Origin of the sequence: Microcoleus sp. CZ3-B2 (assembly GCF_036705055.1) — a bacterium.
In the GTDB taxonomy this organism is placed as follows: domain Bacteria; phylum Cyanobacteriota; class Cyanobacteriia; order Cyanobacteriales; family Microcoleaceae; genus Microcoleus.
In genome coordinates, this window is sequence record NZ_JAUBTN010000001.1 from 141,771 (window position 1) to 155,123 (window position 13,353).

Consider the following 13,353-nt stretch of genomic DNA (forward strand, 5'->3'; position numbering starts at 1 on the left):
GGTTGTTGGTTGTTAGTTGTTATTCAGAAGGAATAAGAAAGAAAAAAGAGAAAAAAACAGTTTTCCCTGTATGCGTGACTTCCGTGTTCTGAATAAAAATAATTGGTAATTGGTAATTTTAAACACTCTTTCCTCCGACTTCTTCCCTCCGACTAATGACTACTAACTACTAACTAATGACTAATGACTACTGACTTCTTGCTTAACTGCTTGTAACTGCTTCCGAGAAGCAAAATAAGCCATCGGCCCCCGAACACAGCCCCGCAACTGAGCCAACAGCAAATCCCTCGGAATCGACTCCGGCTGCTTTCGCCAAGAAGCAACTAATTCAGGAATTTGTTTGTACCGCAGCCATCCCCAAGCTAAGAGAGGCACGCTGAATTCTTGGTTGATGACAAACATCCGCGTCCAGAAAGCATAGACTCCGATGCCGTAGCCGTGCAGCGTTTTTTGCAATTCTTCCCAAGTGCGCCGGTGGCGGTGCCAGCTCAAAGCTCTCGGCTCGTAGACGATGCAGTAGCCCGATCGCAAAATGCGCGCAAACAGTTCGCAGTCTTCGCCGCCCACCGTGGGCGTTCCCGCCCCCAAAACTTCGTCAAACAAGCCGATCGACTCGATCGAACTTTTCCGCAAAGCCATGCTCGCCGAAACACCCACCGGAGAGACTATCAGCGGATTGCACTGCGCCCCGTCAAAAATTCGGCGTTCAAAGCCCCGCCCGTGGGGGCTGTAGCGCTCGAACCATTCTTGCGCTTCTGTTTCGAGTTCCAAGGGCATGATTAGCCCCGTAACGCACATCACTCGCGGATCGCTAAAATTCCCCAAGAGCGATCGCAGCCAGTTCGGATCGGGCACTGCATCATCATCTGTAAACGCTACGAATTCGTGTTTAGCTTCGCGTAAAGCTCGGTTGCGGGCAGCGCTGGAGCCGGGTACGTCCTCGCGTACATAGCGGACTTTTGGGTAATTTTTGACCAATTCCTCAGTAGCGTCCGTGGCGGGACAATTGTCAATTACTAAGTATTCCTGACCGTCGTCTGGGAGCTGCATGAACGCTTCCAGACAGCGCTGCAAATCTTCCGGGCGATCGCGCGTGCAAACTGCTACTGTGGCGATCGGCAATGCCTCCATCGGCCCCCGCTCATCCCATTCTAGAGTGTCGTAGAGCCAGTTTTTCCAAAGGTTATCCCCCGCAGCATCCATCAGTGTTTCCCGCAATTGAGAACCCTCAATGCGACCTCCGACTACTGAAAGTTGAGCGCTCGCGATCGGCTTTCCGTGCAGTCTAATTAAAACCAAGGCTTTGCTGTAACGCTCCTCAACCGCAATTTCTGGCGGGAGTTTAGAGATTTCTAGGTCGAGAATAGCTGTTGCCATTTTAGATTTTAGATTTTAGATTTTAGATTGCCAAAAAATCATAGAGTATCCGTATTTTACCGGATGTATTTTAGTCAAAATTGTTGTAGGGGGATAGCAACTTATCAATGCCATACTTGCCGATCGCCGATGCGCTAATCAAACATAAAGCCTCATATTTATGATTGCTGTTATTTATTTTTACTTTCGATTACCGGTTGATGTCAAGTTTTTTGTCTAAATAATTTTTGTCGCCGACAGCGATTGCTCGTCGAGCACGATCTCAATGGCGAGTGTCATTGGCGGTCAGGGCTACCAAATTTGGCAATTAATGTCAAATCAAAAAAACCCGATTTTTTATTAAGAAACCGAGTTTTGGCGATCGATCCTGATTTCAGCGTTAATTGCGATCGGCTACTATTCAAGGGCAAAATACCAAACAATCAAACACCCTCGCAATTCAAACTTTCGCGAGTAGTAGTTCTACTATAAGAATTCCAACTATCCAACTCCGCTGAACTCCGGTGACAAAGCATGGCCCTCACCCCTTCATCAAGTCCGCGAACCCCAGTAAAATCGGCACCTTCAATGCTAGTAACATGATCGAAACTAGCATTAGTCAAATCAGCAGCTCGAAAATCAACACCCTGCAATTCCGCACCATTTAACCGCGCATCCCGCAAGCAAGCACCAGTCAAAAAAGCCCTCCGCAAATTAGCGCCGCTCAAACCCACACCTTGCAGATTAGCACCAGTCAAATCAGCCCCGCTTAAATAAGCGCCCAGCAAATTAGCACCCCTCAAATCCACAAACCGCAAATTAGCCGTATTTAAAAAAGCCCCAGTCAAAATAGCTCCAGGCCCCACAGCGCCGCAACTTTTGAATCTAAAACCCGACGGCCAAACTGTCAGCGAATCGTAGATAGCAACTTGCAATTTCGAGCCGCTCAAATCAGCCTCGCTCAGATTAGCATTCTGCAAAGAAGCCCTGCACAAACAACTGTTTTGCAAAGCAGCCGACTGCAAAATCGCCCCTTGCAAATTAGCACCGCGCAAATCCGCTTCAACCAGATTAGCACCGCTCAAATCTGCACCGCACAGGTTAACACCAATCAAACTAGCACCCGCGAGGTTAGCACCGTCAAGCTTAGCACCGCTCAAATCGCGATCGTACAAATCAACCCCGCTCAAATCAACCCCTGCCAAACTCTGCCCCGACTTCACAGCAGCCAGTAAACTCTCCGAATCAAAATTTGTGCGATCGATCGTTAAATTAACCATTTCTTTAAAAAAAACACCTCAATCCAACTGATTATACCTTGACCAGAACCCCTCCCGACATCCCTCACGCCATTTTCGATTTTTAATTTTTAATTTTCAATTGCGAATCATTTACTGAATGTCGGTTAGAAGCACAAGCCAGCATTTATCTTCTTTTTGGCTGCTAGAATTACTAAACTTTACAATCAAACATTCTCAAATTTAGTAAAATCGAGAAAACCGCATTGCCCAAAAATCAGCAGAGGTCACAAATACCATGAAAATCCAACCGCCGATGACAATGATGGACTTCTTTCGCAAAAGCGAAGGAACCTGGTTTTCGCAGCGTTCAGTCCATCACTTCGACGCAGTAGCAGACGAGTCAGGCGAATCAAATCTCATCATTCAAATCATGGAAAAAGACCACCCCAAAATACAAGAAATTTGCGAAAAGCAAGCAGTAAATCCAGCACTAGCCGTCGGTGGAGCTATATTCATGTGGCAGACAACCCTAGACGCACAAGACAAAGAACCAAACCCAAATTACGCAGCCATTCTAGTAGATATTCCCGATCGAAACAATCCCCAATCAGGAAAATTTCTCCGCAACCAAGGCTATGTAGAAGGAATACCAGTCATCGGGAGATACAATTTTGCAACCGATGGAGTATTAACAATCGACACCGAATATGAAAAAAATCAAGGTCAAGAACGCTGCTGGTTTATCACTGACGATTTCCGCGTGCGCGTCAGCACAGTACGCATGATGAACGGCATCAATCTTATGACTTACAGCTCAGAACGCCGCTGCGTCGCACCCGCAGATTTACAGCAAATCATTCAACAGCAACAACTCATCACTCATTAGTCATCAGCCATATCATGTCCGACTGAATAATTCTTACATATTCAAAGATTTGTAGTATTTGTAGGGTGCGTCGCCATTAAAAATCCGTACATCCAATTAACAATCTCAGGGCGACGCACCTTACATCATATTTGAGAAAACAAGCCTAAAAATTATCTAATTTCAACCGCAGATTTTTATTTAACAGCGTTCATCAAACCTAGTATAAAAACTGCCGTATTTAATCCAGTATTGCTTGAGCTCGTGCTGAGGAGTGTGCAAACTCGCCTTAGCTTGATATAAAATAACTTTTCGGTGATTGCCAATCCAAACTTTATTAATCGGGTGAACGCAAATAAAAGTTCCGCCCAAACTCTCAATGCACTCCCCAAAATTTTCAATAGTAGGATATTCTAGAGTTTCAAATATAAAAAAATTTCCCGAACAAATCAAATGCCGGCTCCGAATCCAGCACTCCATTTTTTTTCTAGCTAAAGGCGGCAGCATAATATTTTAAACGTTCAGCTTTTATCATATTACTAACGCGGTCGCAGGCACTTCACTAGCAAAACTTTCGACTTTATCAAACAGCAAAGGCCCTTCAGTCGAACCCCAAACTTGCTCGCCAGTATTAACATCCATTCCTCGGTCTAAACTTGTCCAAGTATGCTCTGTTAATTCCACATCACTCACTAAATAAGTCTCGCATCCCTTGCGATTGATCAAACACTTCTGCCCGGGTTCTACGCTTCCTCGAAATATTTCGCCATCTCTCTTAAATACCATTGAACAGTTATAGCGGCGTTCAATACTATCCGGCGTAATCGTCATCAAAATATCTAATTCTCGTCCTGCACCTGCATAAAGCATACCATCTTTTAGACCATAATTTTCTATATAAATTTGATCTTCTTGTTCGACAAGTCGGTGAATTCCTTGACGGTAAGGATTCCACACATCGTAGTCATAAACTTGTTCGGAATAAAAACCAATGCCGCCAAAAAACTCAAAGGGTAAAGGCCGAAACAAAACCCGAATGTGAGCGTAATTTTGCGGATTTGCAATTGATTGCTTTTGGTTGCTGAAATGCCCGGCCATCAAGTTAGCTAGGGCGATAAGTTCACTTGTCATTGGGTAAAAGGAAGAAGGAAGTTCGGCAACGGATTATGTACGGGATGTAACGGATGTAAGTCCGTCGGAAGAAGGAAGAAGTCATTAGTCATTAGTCATCAGTCATTAGTCATGTTTTGCTATCGCCTCCGAGCTTTCCGTACAACGTCATCAGGCAGAAGGAAGAAGGAAGGAAGGAGGCAGAAGAGAAAAAACCAGGAGGAAGAAGGAAGAAGGAAAAAACAGCTATTGCTGTATTCGTGACTTCCGAGTCGTGAATCAACGTAGTTGGTAATTCGTAATCGGTAGTTGTCAACCACTAATGACCAATGACTAATGACCACTGACTAATTACTAACAACTAACAACTAACAACTAACAACTAGCGACTAATGACTAATGACTAATGACTAATGACTAATGACTAATGACTAATTAGCGGACAAACAGCGGATTTCTGATGAAAAAGAAGCGGTGGTAACGCCTGCGCCGTCGCTTGTTTTGATTAGGGAGACGCGGAAGCGCAAATTGGGAGTACCGAACCAGATGCGCTCTTCTGCAGCGGCGCGATCGTACTCTGTAATTAAAATAAAAGTTCCGTCCTCTGTCAACTGGTAGCGGCCAACAGCAGGCACTGTCTCAGCATACCCGCGATCGCGCAGCAGTTTCCCTTGGGACGGATTTTCGGGATTTGGCACGGGTACGAGCACGCAACTGCCTTCTAGTACCTCTTTTTCGTCCCAATCCGACTCGCCCTCCCAACTCATCCGAAAAGGATGAGCAGCGTCAGCAGGATCGATATTGTACGATCGACAAAGCTCAACTACTTCTGCATCGTCGGCATTCAGCGCTACAATGTCAATTCTAGAACGAACTTCCTCAAAGTGACTGAATGCTAAATGGTGAGCGCTGCGTTGCGATCGCCATTTGCCAATTGAACGATCGATAAATTCACTTAACTGCATCTGCTAATTGGTAATTTGTAATTTTAAATCAGTTATCGGTAATTTGTAATTTCTTATCGGTTATCGGTAATTAGTTATTAGTTATTAGTTATTGATGACAACCAATAACCAATAACCAACAACCAATAACCAATAACCAATAACTACTGACCAACTATCCCTCTAACCAACCTCAGTAATGCTGAGGATTTTTCCCCCACTCTTATTGATATACTGAATGTTCTGAGACAACTGGCTGTAACCCACTTCATAAGTTACATTGCTCACCTTTCTCCGAGAGCCACTACCCTTGACAGCCGAGATCCGAAAACGCTTACCAGTATTGCTGTAAGCACCGAAACTGCTAGCAGGAGCTTTGATTTTTGTGCCGAGATTAGCAGCTACATCGGTAATCAATTTTGCCTTATTGCTGGCATCGCTAGTAGCATCGCCGCGGTACAAAGCAAACATCCGATTGAAACCAACATTTTTGTTGCCAACTTGGCTGCGAGTGCTGCGGGCATAGGGAACAGTATTCTCGCCAAAACTTGAATTGTACTCGTTGCTATCGAGATAAGAGTCAATTTCAGCATCGTATCCTTGCTCGTTATAAGTGATAACGTGCTGGGAAATTTCCGATTGATCGGCAGGGGCGCGGCCCAACAAATGCTTAGAATTGAGTTCGATAAACCGATAGGGGGAACTCGACTCAAAAAAGAGCGATCGATACAAATCCGATTTGGCTACCAAGTTCACAAAACCCTTGACGGTGATATCGCCATTTCGCAACAGCGATTCAGCACTCGTTAGTCGATCGCACTCCATCAAGTGTGCGTTACCCAAGACTTGTTTGTAAACAGCCCGAATCACTGTTTGCAAATCATCTTCTGTAGCATTTGCTCGCAGTTCTACCGGTGTCGATTCCACAGCCCATAAAGACATTTGATTTTCTCCTAATTTTCAATTGCTTTGGTAATTGTAATTAGTTCGACCGTTCGCAATGCCAGTCCTCCAATCGTGAAAACTTGCATTCCGCACCATCGAACTATTTTGATTACGAGGGATTGATCGGCAACGATCTAACTGGTAATTGGTAACTCGCAAATTGTCAAATTTTGCACGCTTCGACGATGGTAATTCCTCTTTTTTATTGGTAATTTCTCAAGTTTGAATTCATCATTCATCCTTTTTCTTTACCTTCGCAATTACCCTTCGCAATCACCAATTATCCATTACCAATTATCCAATTTCAGTGATGCTGACAATTCGGCCGCTCGTGCGATTAATCCGCTGAATTTGGGGAGTCATTCTGTTACCGGGAACAATATATTCCACAGTGCTGCGGCGGCGGGGTTGGTTGTATTTAGCACCTTGCACCACAATCTTAAACATCTTTTCAGTCGCGTCGGCATAACCGCTACGGCCTCCAGACATCGGCGGTACAATCTTGTTGGTGCTGTTAGTGGCCACAGCATAGGTTAGCTGAGAATCCTTATTTGTGTCAGTTTCGGCAGGGCCGCGGAACAGAGCAAAAATCCGGTTGTAGCCTACTTGTTTTTGACCGACTTGGCTGACAGCAGCGCGGTAGAAAGGTACGGTATTTTCGCCAAAGTTTTCTTGATATTCTTGGCTGTCAAGATAAGAATCAATTTCTGCGTCGTAACCGTGTTCGTTGTACCGGCGAACGTGCTCGGAAATCTCGGCTTGATCTTGAGGTGCTCGACCTAACAAATGTTTGAAATTGAGTTCGACAAATCGGTAGGGAGAAGCTGTTTCAAAAAAACGGGCGCGATACATTTCTGATTTGGCGATCGCCCGCACGAAGTCGCGCACGGAAGTGCTACCATCGCACAACTGAGATTCTGCGCTCGTCAAACGCTCGCTTTCCATCACGTAAGCGTTGCCCAAAACCTGCCGGTAGGCTGCTCGAATCACGACTTGTAACTCTTCCAAACCGCTTGCAGGCCACAGCTCAACTGGTGCGCCAGAAAAAGCTTCTATTCCGAATTTTACTGCTGGTGCTGTACTGACCATTTGTACTTTTCCCCCTTCCTATTCAGTTGATAAAAAACTTTGAAAATCTGCTTTTCCACTCTGTTAATTTTTGCGAGTAGATTGCTTCCAAAATAACTGTAAAGCGCGCACTGCGTACCTACCCCAGTCAGCGTTACATCCGCAATTAACGTAGCGTTCGCAATACGCACCTTACTCAAACATTTTGCTGTTTCCTAGCTCACCGGTGTGATGCTAGCAATCACGCCGCCCATTTGGTGAATCCGCTGGTACTCTTGCGATAATTTGTCAAAAGGAACCAGATAGACTTGGTTGCTGCGACGGAATTTCGAGACGCGGTTGACCACATTCGATCGATAAGCCGTAACTTCGATCCGGTATACCTTGCCTTCTTCGCCAGCCCCGGCTCCGTGACGAGTCCGAGCGCCAACCGGCGAATCTTGGAACGCCCAGCCGTCGGAACCGCCCGAAGGAGCGATTACAGCTAGGGGCGTTTCTTGAATTACGTGCTTGTACAATTTGGGACTGTTACCAGCCAAACTGCCCTTCAGGTCGCTGCTGGAAGCACCCCGCAGCAGTTGGAACATATAGGTAAAACCAACCATGTTCTTGCCCGTTTGGGTTTTGTAGCCGCGGTAATACGGTACTGTGTCTTCCCCGTAAGCATTTTGGTATTCGTCGCTGTCGATGTAGGCATCGATATCAGCTTCAAAGCCGCTTGCATCGAGGATATTGCTGTGATGCTTCGTTTCTTGGTAGCCCTCTGGCGCTCTACCTAACAGGTGCTTGAAAGTCAGCTCCGTATAGCGGTAGCGCGGACAAACGTCAAAAAAGCGCGATCGGTAAAGTTCCGATTTCGCTACTTGGCGCACGAACTCGCGGACGCTGATTTCACCGCGTTTGAGCTGCGATTCGGGAACCGCAAGCCGTTCGCTTTCCATTACATAAGCATTGCCCAAAACTTGTCGGTACACTGCTTGAATTACGGTGGCGGCTTCCTCATCCGAGCGTCCGGGCCACAACTGAACAGGGTCTGTGTCTTCAAATAGGGCGACGCCCAATTGAGATGCAGGTCCAAAAGCCATTTAAACTCTCTCCTGGATAGCCACAAGGTTTGCTTAGAAAAATGTATCAAACTTTTACAAAGAAACCGATCGAACTCATAAACTCCCTATCTGCCCTGACAGCAGCAGTTAGCTAGCGCGAATCTGGTTCTCCAAGTTTTCCTTTTTGGACTATACACCGCCCTCAAAACCCTAGAGATGAAGATTTGTAAAGTTTTGTCAACATCTTTGGGCTGCTGAATTAAAATCTTCTCATAAAAAAGACTAGCTTTTAGCAGGCGCAAATTGTGAAAAAAGATTTAAAACTCAGAATACGAGATCGAGTTCGCTGCTATTACAAGGTGCAATAAAATTTAACTTTTGATGCCCGCAACCAGTAGCATTAAGTTTGTCGAAAGGCCAAAACCCAAGAGTCGCTGCCTTCGGAAAATCGCTTTCAGGGCGCTGCATCAACTCTTAAAGTTCTATTACTTTCCTTGCACGGGAGCCGGAGCCTTCGAGCCAATATTAAACTCTAGGGCTATTGGACGACGCGCGATCGACCTGGTTTTTGTGTCGGGAAAAATATTTTAGTTTGTCAAAGCTGGTCGATCGCGCGTCGGTAACTGAACTCGATCGAAATAAATGCAGTCGCAGCCCATATTTTAGATCTCGCGATACTGCAAATTGCGCGCAAAACAGGGGACTAAACCCAGTGATGGATCTCGATTGTTTACCTTACGGCGCAGGCCACGCACAGGAAGGGGTCTGTTTGCTAGTCCGCATGGGGCCGCACCGCATTTTACTTGACTGCGGTGTAGAGGATGTATCGCCCCTGTCAGCGAAACTAGATCGATCGCTCCCAGCCGATTTTGTGGTGTGCACCCACGCCCACTCCGACCACGCCAGAGGTTTGCTAGCACTTCACAAGTCTTTCCCGCACTTGCCAATTTACGCCAGCGAAGTCACAGCGCGACTGCTACCACTCAACTGGCCGGAACAATCTCAGCAGCCGGAGTCCCGTTTCTGTCAGGGACTGCCCTGGCAGTCGTCGATCGAACTGCGACCTGGGCTGACCGTGCAGTTGTTCCCGTCGGGCCATTTGCCCGGAGCGGCCGCTGTACTGCTGACCTATACAGCCCCCCACCGCACCTACACCCTCGTTTACACGGGCGACTTTTTCCTGTCCAATTCTCGTTTGGTAGAAGGTTTGCCACTGGGAGAACTCCGAGGCATGAAGCCGGACGTGTTAATTTTGGAAGGCAGTTACGGCACGGCGCGCCACCCTCACCGCCGACAACTGGAAAATCAATTAGCCGATCGCATCCACCGGGCGATCGGCGACGGGTACTCGGTACTCCTACCCTCGCCGGCGATGGGTTTGGGCCAAGAACTGCTGATGCTGCTCCGCAGCCACCACTATTTCACAGGCCGCGACTTGGATATTTGGGTAGACGGCACCGTCGCCGACGGCTGCGACGCTTATCTGGAACTGCTGCCCCAATTTCCCACGGCTGTCCAAAATTTTGCTCTGCACCAACCTTTGTTTTGGGACGAAAGGGTGAAACCCCGCGTCCGCCGACTGTCGGCCCAAGGGCGCGCCGGATTGGGTTCTACACCTTGTATTGTGATTACTGACCGCATTGCTGATTTGAATTTGTATGTTGCCGATCGGACAAATCCTTGGATTTTGCTCGCACCTCAAAAACCCGGATATCCGCTCCGGGACTGGCTGCCCAACTGGGCCGAATCAGGAGTCAGAAGCCTCGAAACTTATTTGCTAGCCGAACACTGCGACGGCCCGGGGACTACCCAGCTCATCCACAACTTGCGTCCCCAGCACGTAATTTTTGTGCATGGTTCCCCCGCCTATTTGGCTGATTTGGCTAACTTAGACGAGCTCCGCAACCGCTATCAGTTGCACACTCCGGCGACGGGTACGATCGTCGAATTGCCGATCGGGGAAATGTTTTTGCAGCCCGCGATCCCCGAAACTAACTATGAAGGAGAACTCAGCGAATTAGGCACAGAGGTAGCCATTAGCTTGCCGAGTCCGATAACAGCCGATCCTCGGTGGGCAAACTTTGCCGATACCGGTTTAGTAGAAGCCCGCTGGCAAGGCGAAGAACTTGTACTGCGCGGCATTTCCCAGCGGGAACTGCTTTTTCAAGGCAGCCCCGTTGCCACCAACCTCGAATGCTGCGGCAATTGCCAGCACTACCGCGGCCAGCGCTGTTGGAACCAGTCCAGTCCTTTGTTTGGCTTTAAAGTTACTCCCGACGGTTACTGTCCGGTGTTTGAATCGATATCGGAGTCAGAACTTTTCCTAGATGCGGAAACAGAAGGTGAGTGAGCTGTAGGGCACCTTGAAGCCAGCCCGCACCAAGACAAACAAAGGAGAGCTTCTGTGTTTTGCATTCATCAAGATACTTGAGTGAAAATTTAATAACTTAAGCGATTGCTCGTTGCTCGTTACTTTCGCTCTGCCTGGTAATGCAGATGCTTTGGCTCTGCCTCTCTTTACCTCGCGGCTTCTGGAGAGAGAAAATCGTGGCAGATGCTTAAGTTATTAAATCTTCGTTTTTAAGACGGGCTAGCCCAGTGTCCGTGGGAGCATCTGTGTTTTGTATTTATAGTGCTGTCTCCGATCGCGAGTACAACGCGAGTACAATACGAGAGCGGGGACAGCACTATCATCAAAAAATGCTTTTTACAAAGCCCCAGATGCTCCCCTGTCCGTCCCACAAAAATCTTTTTTTTCTTGTGATACCTTGATCCCCGCAGCGTCCCCAAAATTTTATCAAAAAAACTGAGGCAAGAAATATTCTGCTTAAACCCAATTTTTTGGTAATTCTTCCAGAAAAAAGGGAGAAAAATCGTTTGATTTTCCCCCAAATCTTATTTTTGATTCAAGCGCGAGCTCAAAACTAATCTAAATTCGAGTCGGGGTAATGATTGCGAATTTGTTCCGCTTCGGGACAATCGTCAGAAACTAGGGGTTCGCAGTTAGTTCTCGACACCGAAGCCAACTTCTGGGATACAGCTCCAATACTTTCTAGACGCACCATTTCTTCCCAGGAGCTAATTTCGTCTTCTTCGTCGGTTTCGTAGCGCAGCGTGACTAGATCCCCTTCAATATCTAGGATACGAGCGCGCTCTATCCAACGTTGCTGATCTCGAAGAAAAATAGAAACCTCACGACCATCACAACAGAGTTGATAGATTTTGCGCTGTAGCATTTGTCAGTTCTCCTGCGCAGTGTATTTGCTTAAAAAGATTGCCTGTTTACATTGACATAATCCCCAACCTCAAGGCATAGGGATTCTGGATTTCAAATAGCTTTCAGCAAGCACAGCTTGCCTGATATTGCCTATTCCGATAGTGGATGCCCCAACCTATTTGAGATTTTTGGGATTTATAGAGTTGAGACCGGATTGTGACATCTGGCGAATCAACAATACGTAACTTATCATGAAAGCCGTCCTGTAACGACTGGAATCCTATGCCAATTGTTCCGTAACGTACTTTGGGTTTGACATCGGAAGGCCCAGCCATATTGACGAGCCAGTTTCACGTTTTTTTGAAACTTCAACACCGATGGGTGTTACTAAATTTGATTTTACCACTAAATCTATCTAGTACGCCATTTATCCGATCGCAGATTTTGCAGCCACCGACATCTCTCGCCAGACGCATTTGCCACAATACATCCCAGAATCAGGATTTGAGGGAGCGATCGAACCCTCAGAGACACCAAGCAAGCGACAATAAACACAGTTCGCGCGTGCGGATGACCGTCCGCTCAGTTCTGCAATACCTGCATTCCGCACGCGCGATCGAATCTTACTGCGGTTAATCGAGCCGACATGATAAAACTCTTCGTCACTCGATCTCCCTGTCGCGGTGCTTGAGGCAGCTCACAAATGCTCTGCGATGATTGCACAGACCGCTTTCACATAGTATAATTTTGCGATCGAGCTGTTGATATCCCACCTGATCATAAGGATTTTCGGGCGATCTGGCAATCCAATCACCAACGGAAAATCAACAGTTTCAGACCGCGACTTCAAAACAGTTCGGACTGTGGGAAGAAATTGCGATCGAACAAGTGGCCGCGACTTTAAGACGCTGTAGAGTAAAGTTAAGCAAAATAGGAAAGCCCCTTAGCGATTAGAGGCGAACCGATCGAGAACCGGCATACCAAAGGGCGATACCAGGGGCTCGACAAAGCTCCAAAGTACACCTCCGGGACTTGCACGCTCAACTACCAGCGTGACTGCGACTTTAAAACCGAGCGTCAAGTCAGTATTCACACGCTAGATGGTCGCATTGTCCTCCCGACGGCTACAACCAGCACATCTATCTGATTGCTTAGTGCAAGGATATCGGTGCTGCGAAGATTGTCTGTCGGAAATTATCGAAGACTGATTAATTGATGGTAAATCTACAGCTTAAAAGGCCTGCTTTCGATCCACTAAATATCACTAGAATTTATGGTGTGGACGCGGGTTTGAGATATCGCCTCGAAACAGATTTGCCAAACAAGTCTAGTTTCTCTTCGGTCAAGGTGGCACTGCACAAAGCTAAATCCGATCGACAGGCTAAACAGTTTTTTCAGCGTAAAGATAACCGTTCGGCTTCGCAAATTTTAATCGTTTCGTCGGGAGAAAAAAAGACGATTTATTGCTGATACAAACACCAGATAGCGATTACTATTGCTAATTTTAATGGTTTAATTAAACTCAAATATATGAGCAAGACACCGGATAGATTTAGATCGC

Annotated in this window: 13 protein-coding genes; 4 read left to right on the forward strand and 9 right to left on the reverse strand. The window is 46.8% G+C overall.

Annotated features, from left to right (window positions below; genetic code table 11):
* Positions 1–180: 180 nt before the first annotated feature.
* Complete coding sequence (locus tag QUA97_RS00620) at positions 181–1,377, reverse strand: glycosyltransferase (RefSeq protein WP_333192089.1); 1,197 nt, start codon at positions 1,375–1,377, stop codon at positions 181–183.
* A gap of 422 nt (positions 1,378–1,799) precedes the next feature.
* Positions 1,800–2,636, reverse strand: coding sequence for a pentapeptide repeat-containing protein (locus QUA97_RS00625; protein WP_194065645.1), 837 nt, complete (start codon positions 2,634–2,636; stop codon positions 1,800–1,802).
* A gap of 256 nt (positions 2,637–2,892) precedes the next feature.
* Here QUA97_RS00625 and QUA97_RS00630 point away from each other — a divergent pair, with 256 nt between their 5' ends.
* A complete protein-coding gene (locus QUA97_RS00630) occupies positions 2,893–3,483 on the forward strand; it encodes a phycobiliprotein lyase (protein ID WP_194065646.1) in 591 nt (196 codons plus the stop codon).
* Positions 3,484–3,663: 180 nt separating this feature from the next.
* Here QUA97_RS00630 and QUA97_RS00635 read toward each other — a convergent pair whose 3' ends face one another.
* The 6 genes from QUA97_RS00635 to QUA97_RS00660 all read right to left on the reverse strand — a co-directional run bounded on the left by QUA97_RS00635 (position 3,664) and on the right by QUA97_RS00660 (position 8,614).
* A complete protein-coding gene (locus QUA97_RS00635; protein WP_194065647.1) occupies positions 3,664–3,969 on the reverse strand; it encodes a CpeR family transcriptional regulator in 306 nt (101 codons plus the stop codon).
* A 24-nt stretch (positions 3,970–3,993) separates the two neighbouring features.
* The gene (locus tag QUA97_RS00640) at positions 3,994–4,593 is read right to left on the reverse strand and encodes a chromophore lyase CpcT/CpeT (protein ID WP_194065648.1); all 600 of its coding nucleotides are present in this window, start codon (positions 4,591–4,593) and stop codon (positions 3,994–3,996) included.
* 410 nt (positions 4,594–5,003) lie between these two features.
* Positions 5,004–5,537 (reverse strand): phycobiliprotein lyase, encoded by a 534-nt coding sequence (locus QUA97_RS00645; RefSeq protein WP_194065650.1) that lies wholly within the window; start codon positions 5,535–5,537, stop codon positions 5,004–5,006.
* 162 nt (positions 5,538–5,699) lie between these two features.
* The gene (locus tag QUA97_RS00650) at positions 5,700–6,458 is read right to left on the reverse strand and encodes a phycobilisome rod-core linker polypeptide (protein WP_194065651.1); all 759 of its coding nucleotides are present in this window, start codon (positions 6,456–6,458) and stop codon (positions 5,700–5,702) included.
* Positions 6,459–6,755: 297 nt separating this feature from the next.
* Positions 6,756–7,550, reverse strand: a complete 795-nt coding sequence (locus QUA97_RS00655; RefSeq protein ID WP_194065652.1) for a phycobilisome rod-core linker polypeptide — start codon at positions 7,548–7,550, stop codon at positions 6,756–6,758.
* A 194-nt stretch (positions 7,551–7,744) separates the two neighbouring features.
* A complete protein-coding gene (locus tag QUA97_RS00660) occupies positions 7,745–8,614 on the reverse strand; it encodes a phycobilisome linker polypeptide (RefSeq protein WP_194065653.1) in 870 nt (289 codons plus the stop codon).
* A gap of 676 nt (positions 8,615–9,290) precedes the next feature.
* Between QUA97_RS00660 and QUA97_RS00665 the strand changes: the two genes are divergently transcribed.
* A complete protein-coding gene (locus QUA97_RS00665; RefSeq protein WP_194065654.1) occupies positions 9,291–10,925 on the forward strand; it encodes an MBL fold metallo-hydrolase in 1,635 nt (544 codons plus the stop codon).
* A 574-nt stretch (positions 10,926–11,499) separates the two neighbouring features.
* Here QUA97_RS00665 and QUA97_RS00670 read toward each other — a convergent pair.
* Positions 11,500–11,811, reverse strand: a complete 312-nt coding sequence (locus tag QUA97_RS00670) for a DUF6679 family protein (protein WP_106148100.1) — start codon at positions 11,809–11,811, stop codon at positions 11,500–11,502.
* Between the two features lie 374 nt (positions 11,812–12,185).
* Between QUA97_RS00670 and QUA97_RS00675 the strand changes: the two genes are divergently transcribed.
* Positions 12,186–12,428, forward strand: a complete 243-nt coding sequence (locus QUA97_RS00675) for a hypothetical protein (protein WP_194012833.1) — start codon at positions 12,186–12,188, stop codon at positions 12,426–12,428.
* A 579-nt stretch (positions 12,429–13,007) separates the two neighbouring features.
* Positions 13,008–13,262, forward strand: a complete 255-nt coding sequence (locus tag QUA97_RS00680; protein WP_333192102.1) for a hypothetical protein — start codon at positions 13,008–13,010, stop codon at positions 13,260–13,262.
* Positions 13,263–13,353 lie beyond the last annotated feature (91 nt).

Coding starts and splice junctions, on each gene's coding strand:
- QUA97_RS00620 (WP_333192089.1), bottom strand. CDS start 1,377: ATGGCAACAGCTATTCTCGACCTAGAAATCTCTAAACTCCCGCCAGAA.
- QUA97_RS00625 (WP_194065645.1), bottom strand. CDS start 2,636: ATGGTTAATTTAACGATCGATCGCACAAATTTTGATTCGGAGAGTTTA.
- QUA97_RS00630 (WP_194065646.1), top strand. CDS start 2,893: ATGAAAATCCAACCGCCGATGACAATGATGGACTTCTTTCGCAAAAGC.
- QUA97_RS00635 (WP_194065647.1), bottom strand. CDS start 3,969: ATGCTGCCGCCTTTAGCTAGAAAAAAAATGGAGTGCTGGATTCGGAGC.
- QUA97_RS00640 (WP_194065648.1), bottom strand. CDS start 4,593: ATGACAAGTGAACTTATCGCCCTAGCTAACTTGATGGCCGGGCATTTC.
- QUA97_RS00645 (WP_194065650.1), bottom strand. CDS start 5,537: ATGCAGTTAAGTGAATTTATCGATCGTTCAATTGGCAAATGGCGATCG.
- QUA97_RS00650 (WP_194065651.1), bottom strand. CDS start 6,458: ATGTCTTTATGGGCTGTGGAATCGACACCGGTAGAACTGCGAGCAAAT.
- QUA97_RS00655 (WP_194065652.1), bottom strand. CDS start 7,550: ATGGTCAGTACAGCACCAGCAGTAAAATTCGGAATAGAAGCTTTTTCT.
- QUA97_RS00660 (WP_194065653.1), bottom strand. CDS start 8,614: ATGGCTTTTGGACCTGCATCTCAATTGGGCGTCGCCCTATTTGAAGAC.
- QUA97_RS00665 (WP_194065654.1), top strand. CDS start 9,291: ATGGATCTCGATTGTTTACCTTACGGCGCAGGCCACGCACAGGAAGGG.
- QUA97_RS00670 (WP_106148100.1), bottom strand. CDS start 11,811: ATGCTACAGCGCAAAATCTATCAACTCTGTTGTGATGGTCGTGAGGTT.
- QUA97_RS00680 (WP_333192102.1), top strand. CDS start 13,008: ATGGTAAATCTACAGCTTAAAAGGCCTGCTTTCGATCCACTAAATATC.